7 protein-coding genes are annotated in these 7088 nt (G+C 72.1%); 5 read left to right on the top strand and 2 right to left on the bottom strand.

What is annotated here, in order from left to right:
* From ONA70_RS15450 to ONA70_RS15435, 4 genes are all read left to right on the top strand, one after another.
* Positions 1–484, top strand: a 484-nt coding sequence (locus tag ONA70_RS15450; protein ID WP_265007121.1) for an SDR family NAD(P)-dependent oxidoreductase, incomplete at its 5' end; no start/stop codon positions are given.
* A 28-nt stretch (positions 485–512) separates the two neighbouring features.
* Entirely contained in the window at positions 513–1661 is a 1149-nt protein-coding gene (locus ONA70_RS15445; RefSeq protein ID WP_265007124.1) for an acyl-CoA dehydrogenase family protein, read from the top strand.
* Positions 1662–1670: 9 nt separating this feature from the next.
* Entirely contained in the window at positions 1671–2729 is a 1059-nt protein-coding gene (locus ONA70_RS15440; RefSeq protein ID WP_265007120.1) for an acyl-CoA dehydrogenase family protein, read from the top strand.
* Positions 2730–2877: 148 nt separating this feature from the next.
* A complete protein-coding gene (locus tag ONA70_RS15435) occupies positions 2878–4098 on the top strand; it encodes an acetyl-CoA C-acetyltransferase (protein ID WP_265007119.1) in 1221 nt (406 codons plus the stop codon).
* Positions 4099–4137: 39 nt separating this feature from the next.
* Here the strand turns inward: ONA70_RS15435 and ONA70_RS15430 are convergent, their stop codons facing one another.
* Together ONA70_RS15430 and ONA70_RS15425 are read right to left on the bottom strand one after the other, a co-directional pair.
* Positions 4138–4728, bottom strand: a complete 591-nt coding sequence (locus ONA70_RS15430) for a TetR/AcrR family transcriptional regulator (RefSeq protein WP_265007118.1) — start codon at positions 4726–4728, stop codon at positions 4138–4140.
* Positions 4729–5064: 336 nt separating this feature from the next.
* Complete coding sequence (locus ONA70_RS15425; protein ID WP_265007117.1) at positions 5065–6111, bottom strand: phosphotransferase family protein; 1047 nt, start codon at positions 6109–6111, stop codon at positions 5065–5067.
* 118 nt (positions 6112–6229) lie between these two features.
* Here ONA70_RS15425 and ONA70_RS15420 point away from each other — a divergent pair, with 118 nt between their 5' ends.
* A complete protein-coding gene (locus ONA70_RS15420) occupies positions 6230–7087 on the top strand; it encodes a branched-chain amino acid ABC transporter permease (protein WP_265007116.1) in 858 nt (285 codons plus the stop codon).
* Position 7088: the final 1 nt, after the last annotated feature.

Here is a 7088-nt window from a genome sequence, read left to right as displayed (position 1 = left end):
CCGGGCCAAGGCCGGTCAGCCGGTCGCCGCCCGGGTGGTCAACACCAGCTCCGGCGCCGGCCTGATGGGCAGCGTCGGGCAGAGCAACTACGCGGCGGCCAAGGCCGGCGTCGCGGCGCTCACCGTCGTCGCGGCCGCGGAGCTGGCGCGCTACGGCGTCACGGTCAACGCGATCGCCCCGTCCGCCCGGACCGCGATGACCGAGGCCGTCTTCGCCGACGCCATGCGCACGCCGGACGGGGGCTTCGACGCGATGGCGGCCGAGAACGTCTCGCCGCTCGTGGTCTGGTTGGCCGGCGAGGAGTCCGGAGACGTCACCGGCCGGGTCTTCGAGGTCGCGGGCGGGGCGGTCAGTGTCGCCGACGGCTGGCAGCATGGCGAGGCGATGGATGCCGGTCGACGGTGGCGCCCCGACGAACTGGGTCCGGTCATCCGCGAGTTGATCCGCAAGGCCCCGGTCCCGGCCCCGGTCTACGGAGCCTGAGATGCCTGCCGTCGACGACATCCCCGACCTGTCGGACGCCGAATTCCGCAAGCGCGTCCGTGACTGGCTCACCGCCCACCTGACCGGGGAGTTCGCCGCGCTGGTCGGCTCCGGCGGTCCCGGTCGCGAGCACGAGAACATCGAGCTGCGGATGCGCTGGGAGCGCGAGCTCGGCGCGGCCGGCTGGATCGGGCTGGGCTGGCCCCGGGCCGCCGGTGGGCGCGGTGCGACGATCACCCAGCAGGTGATCTTCTTCGAGGAGTACGCCCGGATCGGTGGCCCCGGGCGGTTGAGCCACATGGGTGAGTACCTGCTCGCCCCCACGCTGATCGCGTTCGGCACCGAGGAGCAGCGGCGGCGGTTCCTGCCGCCGATCGCCGCCGCCACCGAGTTCTGGTGCCAGGGCTACTCGGAACCGAACGCCGGCTCCGACCTGGCCTCGGTGCAGACCCGGGCGGTCCGCGACGGCGACGTCTGGCGGGTCACCGGCCAGAAGGTGTGGACATCGCTGGCGCACGTCGCCGACTGGTGCTTCGTGCTGGCCCGCACCGACGCCGACGCGCCCAAGCGTCGCGGGCTGTCGTACCTGCTGGTGCCGATGGACCAGCCGGGCATCGAGGTGCGTCCGATCACCCAGATCACCGGAACGTCGGAGTTCAACGAGGTCTTCTTCGACGGGGCGGTGACCGCGGCGGAGAACATCGTCGGCGAGCCGGGCGACGGTTGGCGCGTGGCTACCGGGACGCTCGCGTTCGAACGCGGCGTCGCCACCCTCGGTCAGCAGCTCGGTTTCGCCCGCGAGCTGGACGAGGTGTTCGCCGTGGCCCGAACCAGTGGCGCGTACGACGACCCGGTGTGGCGGGACGCGGCCGTGGACGCGTGGGTGGGCCTGCAGACCCTGCGCCACCAGGCGTTGCGCACCCTCGGTACCCCCGAGGGGGACCTGCCCGGGGTGGAGGCGTCGGTCTCCAAGCTGCTCTGGGCGCCGTGGCACCAGCGCCTCGGCGAACTGGCGATGAGCGCGGTCGGACCGACGGCCACGCTTGCCGACGGTGGGCTCAGCGACGCCCAGCGCCTGTTCCTCTACACCCGGGCCGACACCATCTACGGCGGATCCAACGAGATCCAGCGCAACATCATCGCCGACCGGCTGCTCGGCCGGGTGCCGCGGAGCTAGGGGGAGCGGGTGGAATTCGGATTCACCACCGAGCAGACGGACCTGCGTGACACGGTGCGGACCTTTCTGGCCCGGCACGCCACCTCGGCGCGGGTGCGGGCCGCGGACGGCTTCGACGCCACGCTCTGGCGGCGCCTCGCCGGCGAGTTGGGGGTCACCGCGCTGGCGATCGACGAGAAGCACGGCGGTTTCGGCGCCTCCGAGGTGGAGGTCGGCATCGTCCTCGAGGAGGCCGGGCGGGTGCTGCTGCCCGCGCCGTACCTGTCCACGGTCGTCGCCGCGGCAGCCGTCGACCCGGCGCTCGGCGCGGACCTGCTGCCCGGGTTGGCCGACGGCAGTGTCATCGCCGCGCTGGCGCTGGCCGAACCCGGCGCGGGCTGGACGCCGGATCGCTGGTCCTGCACCGCCCGGCGCGGCGGCGACGGCTACGTCCTCGACGGGGTGAAGGAGCACGTCCTCGACGGCGCGGTCGCCGACATGGTCGTCGTCGCGGCGGTCTGTGGCGGCGAGCCGGGCCTGTACGCCGTCCGCGCCGAGGACGTCCGGCGCACGCCGCACGACACGCTGGACCCGACGCGGCGGCAGGCGCGGCTGGAGTTCGACGGAGCCGCGGCGTCGCTGGTCGGGCGCGATGTGCGGCGGGCCGTGGACCTGCTGTGGGCAGCGCTCGCCGTCGAGTCGGTCGGCGTCGCCCGGGCCAGCCTGGAGCTGACGGTCGACTACCTGAAGACGCGGCAGCAGTTCGGCGTGCCGCTGGCGCACTTTCAGGCCCTGCGGCACCGGGTCGCCGACCTGGCCGTGGCCGTGGAGGCAGCGACCTCCAGCGCCTGGTACGCGCTGCGGGTGGCCGGTACCGAGGAGTTCGCCATCGCGGCGCCGCTGGCGAAGCTGGTTGCCACCCGGGCCGCCTACGCGGTGACCGCGGAGAGCATCCAGTTGCACGGCGCCCTCGGCTTCACCTGGGAGCACGACGCCCATCTGCATTTCAAGCGGGCGACCGCGAACCGGCTGCTGCTCGGGGATGAGGTGGCACTGCGGCGGGTGATCGCCGCGCGGGCCGGGCTGTGACGCTGGACGCGTTGACCGTTAACCAAGCGCTTGTTAGGTTGGTCGGCAGGATTGAGATCAGCCGGGAGGCCGCGCGAAGCCCGCCCGCTTCGCGGCGGACACGGCGCGACCAGGAGCGACCGACCGGCCGAGGAGTAGGGGGCATGCTGTGCCAGAAGCCGTGATCGTGGCCGCGGCCCGTTCGCCGATCGGGCGGGCGTACAAGGGGTCGTTGACCGAGATGCGGGCCGATGATCTCGCCGCCGCCATCATGCGGGCGGCGGTGTCGCAGGTGCCCGCGTTGGATCCGCACGACCTCGATGACGTGCTGGTCGGCTGCGCGCAGCCGGCCGGCGAACAAGGGTACAACCTCGGCCGGATGATCGCGCTCCAGCTCGGACTGGACGACGTGCCCGGGACCGTGGTGCAGCGCTACTGCGCCTCTTCCCTGCAGGCCGCCCGGATGGCCTTCCACGCGATCAAGGCGGGGGAGGGGCACGCCTTCGCGGTGGCCGGGGTGGAGGTCGTCTCCCGGTACGACCGGGGCAAGTCCGACGGCGCGCCGAGGACCCACAACAGCCGGTATGCCGCTGCCGAGGAGCGGACCGCCCGACGCGCGCGCGGCGGCGCCGAGATCTGGCGCGACCCGCGCGAGACGGGCGAGGAGCCCGACGTCTACATCGCCATGGGGCAGACCGCGGAGAACGTCGCCCAGCGGTACGGCGTCAGCCGCCGCGAGCAGGACGAGTTCGGCGTACGCAGCCAGAACCTGGCCGAGAAGGCGGCGGCCGACGGCTTCTGGGAGCTCGACATCACCCCGGTGGCCCTGCCCGACGGCACCCTGGTCAGCCGCGACGACTCGCCACGCGCCGGGGTGACGCTGGAGAAGGTGAGCGCCCTGCAGCCGGCGTTCCGTCCCGATGGGACGGTCACCGCGGCCAATTGCTGTCCGCTCAACGACGGTGCCGCCGCGCTCGTCGTGATGAGCGACGTCCGGGCGCGTCAGCTCGGGCTCACCCCGCTGGCGCGGATCGTGGCCACCGGCGTCTCCGCGGTCAGCCCGGAGATCATGGGCCTGGGGCCGGTGGAGGCGAGCCGGCGCGCGTTGGCGAACGCCGGGATGTCCATCGGGGACATCGACCTCGTCGAGATCAACGAGGCGTTCGCGGCGCAGGTCATCCCGTCCTGCCGGATGCTCGGTGTCGACCCGGAGCGGGTCAACGTGCACGGCGGGGCGATCGCGCTCGGTCACCCCTTCGGCATGACCGGAGCCCGCATCGCCACCACCCTGATCAACGGACTGCGCTTCCGCGACAAGCAGTTCGGCCTGGAGACCATGTGCACCGCGGGCGGGCAGGGGATGGCGATGGTGCTGGAGCGGCTCTCCTGAGCGGAGCGGGCGGCCCGGTGCCTCCGGCGCCGCCCGCGCTCAGGCGCCCTTGGCGGTGAGGCCGTCCAGGAAGAGCGAGGTGGCGTCCTCGGCCAGCTTGGCGATCGGGTACCCCTTGCTCGGCTTGAACCAGCGCACCGACAGCCACACCGCGTCGCGCATCAGCCGGTAGAGGATCTTCGCGTCCAGGTCGCCCCGGAACACGCCTTCGGCGACGCCGGCCTCGATCACCTTGAGCCAGGTGTCCTGCACCTGGCGGCCGGCGTTGCGAAGGTAGCTGAAGCGTTCGATCCCCAGCAGGTAGTTGACGTCGTTCTGGTAGATCTCGGCGGCGTGCGGGTGCGCCTCGACCACCTCCAACGACGCCACGATCAGGTCGTGCAGCCGGGCGCGCGCGTCGGCCTCCTGGGCCAGCACCTTCGCGTACCGATCCTTGAGGTCCCGCAGGAACGACGAGATGATCTCGTCGACCATGGCCTCCTTGGAATCGAAGTGGTGGTAAAGGCTGCCGGAGAGGATGCCGACCTCGTCGGCGATCTGGCGGACGGTGGTCGCCGCCACCCCCTTGCGGGCGAACAGGGCGGCGGCGGTGTCGAGGATCGCCTCGCGCCGGTCCCCAGGCTCTCGCACCAATGTTTCCTCACAGACAACTAGACGGGACGGATCGTGTTCGACCCCGAGGCGTACGGTCACTGCCGTCGGCGGCATTCGGGGCGTCACCTAGCCTACCAAGCGCTTGTTACAAGAGTGTTCCCGGCGCGCCCGTTCCGCCGGGCCGACCGTCCTCGACCGGCGCCCCCGACCGTCAGGGCGCGTCCCCGTGGCGTGCGCACCCCCGGGCGGGTAGGTCAGGGATCGATCCCTGTGGGAGTCGGTGCCGATTTGCTCACGCAGGATGCCACGATCCGACGCGTGGTCGCTACTGCGGTGCCCATGAACGTTTACCGGGTGTCGGACCGATGGAGGTCACCGGGGCGCGCCCAGGCGCGCGGCTGCCCGGCGAGCCTGCGCGGCCAGCGCCGCAGCCTGCTCGGCGAAGGACTCGGGGGAGCGGTCGGTGACGCCCATGGCGCCCCGGCGCATCCGGGTGTAGACGTCTTCGACGATGCAGGCCGTCTTCCACCAGCTGAAGGCGAGGTGGTAGTCCAGCGCGGCCGGGTCCTCGCCCGTCGCGGCGCAGTACCGCTCGGCCAGCTCGGCCCGGCTGGAGAAGCCGGGGGCCGCGGTCGGCGGCGCGTGCAGCGCGGTGCGCTCGTCGGCCGGCTCCGCCCAGTAGACGAGGAACTGCCCCAGGTCGACCAGCGGGTCGCCGACCGTGGTCAGCTCCCAGTCGAGGATGCCCTGTACGGCCATCGACGGGTCGAGGACGCAGTTGTCCAGCCGGTAGTCGCCGTGGACGATGGCGGTACGGCGCTGCTCGGGAACGAGCTCGGCCAGGCGCGCGTGTGCCGCCTCGAGATCGGGCAGCTCGCGGGTGCCACCGCGCCGCCAGTTCCCGTACCACCGCCGTAGCTGCCGGGTCACGTGGTCGCGGCGCGCCGTCAGGGCGCCGAGGCCGACCCGCGCCGGGTCCACCCGGTGCAGCGTCACCATCGCATCGATCAACGCCGGACCCACCAGCCGCCGCTGCGCCACGCTCAGCGATGCCTCGACGCCGGCCGGGTCGCGCAGCACCAGGCCGTCCAGGTGTTCCAGCACCACGAAGGGCGCGTCGGTGACCGAATCGTCCGCACAGATGGCGAGGACGGCGGGCACCGGTACCTCGCCCGCGAGCCCGTCCAGCAGGCGCGCCTCGCGAAGCACGTCGTGCGCCGTCGCCGCGTGCGAGCCGAGCGGTGGCCGGCGGAGCACCCGGCGTACGCCGGCCGCGTCGGTGACCAGGTACGTGAGGTTGGAGCGACCGCCGGCCAACCGGGTGAACTCGATCGGCGGCCGCAGCCCCGGCAGGTGCTCGGCCAGCCAACCGGGGACCGCGGGGGAGATCCCGAGCGGCAGGGGCGGCACGGCGCTCATCGGCGACTCCCCGGAATCGACTGTGGCGACTTCGCGTCGACAGTAGCAAGCGCTTGGTTGGCTCGCTATAGTTCCTCAATCGGCGTGACCGCCGCCACGGCGACCGAGAGGAGGTGCGGTGACACCGATCTGGTCCGGCCTGTCGATCGGGGCCGTGTACGCCCTGATCGCGATCGGCTACAACGTCGTCTTCATCGCATACACGACGTTCAACTTCGCACACGCGCAACTCATGATGTTCGCGATCTTCGTGACGTACTGGGGCCTCGTCGTCGCCGAGCTCCCGGTCCTGCTGATCTTCGCCATCGCGGCGGTCGGCGTCGGGCTCATCGCCCTGCTCGAGGAGTTCGTGGCCATCCGGCCGGTCAAGGGCGCGCACGCCCACCTGGTCACCACCCTCGGCATGGCCACCCTCCTCGACGGCACCACCCGACTGATCTGGGGCGACCAGGTGCTGAAGGTTCCGGCCGTCGGCTCGGACGCCACCTTCACACTGCTCGGCGGCCGGATCAGCGTCCCCGAGGTGGTGCTGGTCGTCAGCGTCGTCGCGATAGCGGTGGCGATGATCGTCTACAGCCGTCGGTCGCTGACCGGGCTGGCCCTGCTGGCCATGGCCGAGGACCGGGACGCGGCGCTGCTGCGCGGAATCAACGTCAAGCGGCTCGCCCTGGGGGCCTTCGTCTTCACCGGGGTGCTGGCCGGCCTGACCGGCCCGCTCGTCGGCCCGAAGACGTTCGCGGTCTCCACCCTGGCCGCGGCGCTGGCGCTCAAGGGCTTCGTGGCGCTGGCCATCGGCGGCTTCGGCAGCCTGCCCGGGGCGCTGCTCGGCGGCTTTCTCGTGGGACTCGTCGAATCGCTGACCGGGCGCTGGCTGGGCAGCCAGTTGCCCACGATCATGGTGTTCGTCGTCCTGTTGCTGATCCTGATGCTCAAACCCACCGGCCTGTTCGGCACGACACGGGAACGGATGGTGTGAC

Source organism: Micromonospora yasonensis (assembly GCF_026013475.1).
Classification (GTDB): Bacteria; Actinomycetota; Actinomycetes; order Mycobacteriales; family Micromonosporaceae; genus Micromonospora; species Micromonospora yasonensis.
The sequence above is the reverse complement of the archived record's forward strand: the minus strand, read 5'-3'. Positions and strand labels throughout refer to the sequence as shown.